This window comes from Nocardia carnea (assembly GCF_029868325.1).
In the GTDB taxonomy this organism is placed as follows: Bacteria; Actinomycetota; Actinomycetes; order Mycobacteriales; family Mycobacteriaceae; genus Nocardia; species Nocardia carnea_C.
The window spans coordinates 1-2,239 of the sequence record NZ_JARWNW010000001.1 but is presented as its reverse complement, the minus strand read 5'-3'; the positions used below and the strand labels follow the sequence as shown (position 1 = coordinate 2,239).

The window sequence follows — 2,239 nt, the reverse complement described above, 5'->3', positions numbered from 1 at the left end:
TTTGGTGGCGGCGCGCCTGGCCGGCCGCCGCGCCCCCCCCCGCGGCGGGGGCGGGCCCCCGGGGGGCGGGGGGGGGGGGCCCCCCCCCCCCCCCCCGCGGGGGGGGGGGGCCCCTGGGCCCCCCCCCGGCCCCATGGTAATTCGACCGATGACGTAGTATCATGCCGCCGATTTTGCTCGTTCGGATGCTTCGGCCAGGAACTCCAGGCTCAACGGGTTGTACTCGTCGGCATGTTCGTGCTGCGGCCAATGCCCGCATGCGGGATACAGCTGCAACCGGGCACCCGGGATATCGGCGGCCAGCTTCTCGGCCTCCGGGACATCCCCGAAGGGGTTTTCGTGGCCCCATACCACCAGCGTCGGCGCATTGATCCGCGCCAGCCGGTCCGGCCGCAGCAGATTACGCTGCCGGATCTCCATATTCTGCAGCGACAGCAGATTGCCGATATTGGCGACGAAATCCGGCTCGTGGTAGATCCGGTGCCGGACCTGCACGAGCTCCTCGGTGGCGTCGGCGGCATCGTGCATGAGCAACCGCAACCGGGCGCGGGTCAATTCGATATCGTCGCTGTGCACCGCTTTGGTCGTGGAGGTACGGATGCGTTCCATGATCTCCGGGTTCGCCACAGTGCCACCCGCCGCGAGCAGTTGTAGCGAGAGCACCCGGTCGGGGTGATCACTGGCCAGATACGCCGCGACCCAGCCACCGAGCGATTCGCCGACCAGATGTGCCTTCTCGAGACCCACCGCGTCGAGGTAATCGAGCAGGTGCTGCACATAGCGCGGAATCTCGTACGGGTAATCGGGCTTGCCCGTATAACCGTGACCGAGCATATCGATCGCGTGGCATTCGTACCGAGCGGCGTGCGGAACGATATTGCGGGCGAACGCTTCGAGATGCCCGCTGGTGCCGTGCAGGAATACCACCGCTTCGGCCCCGCTTCCCGCCTGCAACGCGCGGGTGGGAATACCGGCAGCGTCAACGGTTTTCAGCGCGAAATCCACGCCGGTCAGTTCGTTCCAGATGGTCATGTCGAATCCTTGTCGGTAAGTGATGAGTATCGGGGCCCGATTCGGTGCTTGTCACCGGGCGGCGGGCTGCCGCGTGGGATCCAGTACGGTGACGCCCATTCCGGTGAGCCATTCCGGGACGGCTTCGTACGCCAGCCGCTCCCCGGGGATGTAGTCCAGCATCGCGGCCATCATCAGCCAGGTCCGCAATTCCTGTGCCCCGTTGCCTGCCGTTTCCTCGAGGTCCGCAGTGCTGTACCCGGCGAGTTCGGCGGCCTTGCCGAGGCTGAACAGTTCGAGGACCCGGTTGTCGAACTCCGGGGAGATCGCGGCTTCGGCCGCGCGGATTATCTGTCGCCGCCGTACGTCGTAATCGGCCCAGTTCTCCCGGCCGTCGAGCCATGCGCGCACCATGAAGTCCTCGTCGTCACCGTGCGGGTCCCGCCAGTCCGGCCAGGGCAGCCGGTGCGAAAGCCCACCGGAGGCGATCACCACGACGCGGCTGTCCGCCGGATAGGCGGCCACCGCCTCCCGCAGTGCGACCGCGAATTCGGCACATCGTTCGAAAGTCGGTAGTGGCGGCGCGAATACATTCACCACCAGCGGCACGATCGGGACATCCAGGCCGGCGAGCAGGTACTGGATGGCGTGCGACTGGCCATGATCGATCTGCAGGCGCGCCGAGAACGCCGGATCGAAACGGCCGCCCTCGACGAGGGAATCGGCCAGATGCCGGGCCATCCCGATATCGACCTGCTGCGGCCCCTTCGGAGTACCCGACTCACCGCTGGCGATACATTCGCCGACACCCAGCGTGAACGGCGGGATGAGATCGAGCCAGAAACCGCGGAAATGGTTGGATCCCAGCAGGATCACCACATCCGGGCGGGCGGCGGCGATCCGCTCCCGGGCCGCGTACAGTCCGTCGCGGAAACGTTGCGCTTCGGCCTTGTGGGTCGTCTGCTCCCAGTGGGTGTTCATCAGCGTGCTGTGTGACGCGCCCACCCCCAGCACAATATTCGCCATCAGTCGATACCTACTTCCTCGAGGGTCCGGGGGGGGGGGGGGGGGGACGGGCCCCCCCCCGCACAGCCAGGGGGAGAGTAGTGGGCCGCCCCGCCGCGACCGCCGCCGGTGGCCGCCCGGGGTTTCGTTACGCTGGTTGTCGCAATGACCAGGACTGCCGTCACTCACCGGGAGCTTCGTACCCGGTTGGCCTCACTCACCC

2 protein-coding genes are annotated in these 2,239 nt (G+C 67.2%); both read right to left on the bottom strand.

Going from position 1 to position 2,239, the window contains the following annotated elements; translation table 11 throughout:
* Positions 1–159: 159 nt before the first annotated feature.
* The gene (locus QH196_RS00010; protein WP_280413680.1) at positions 160–1,032 is read right to left on the bottom strand and encodes an alpha/beta fold hydrolase; all 873 of its coding nucleotides are present in this window, start codon (positions 1,030–1,032) and stop codon (positions 160–162) included.
* A gap of 51 nt (positions 1,033–1,083) precedes the next feature.
* Positions 1,084–2,037 (bottom strand): catechol 1,2-dioxygenase, encoded by a 954-nt coding sequence (locus QH196_RS00005; protein WP_280413679.1) that lies wholly within the window; start codon positions 2,035–2,037, stop codon positions 1,084–1,086.
* Positions 2,038–2,239 lie beyond the last annotated feature (202 nt).

Bases quoted from the DNA above. Each gene is read 5' to 3' on its own strand.
- QH196_RS00010 (WP_280413680.1), bottom strand. From the start codon at position 1,032: ATGACCATCTGGAACGAACTGACCGGCGTGGATTTCGCGCTGAAAACC.
- QH196_RS00005 (WP_280413679.1), bottom strand. From the start codon at position 2,037: ATGGCGAATATTGTGCTGGGGGTGGGCGCGTCACACAGCACGCTGATG.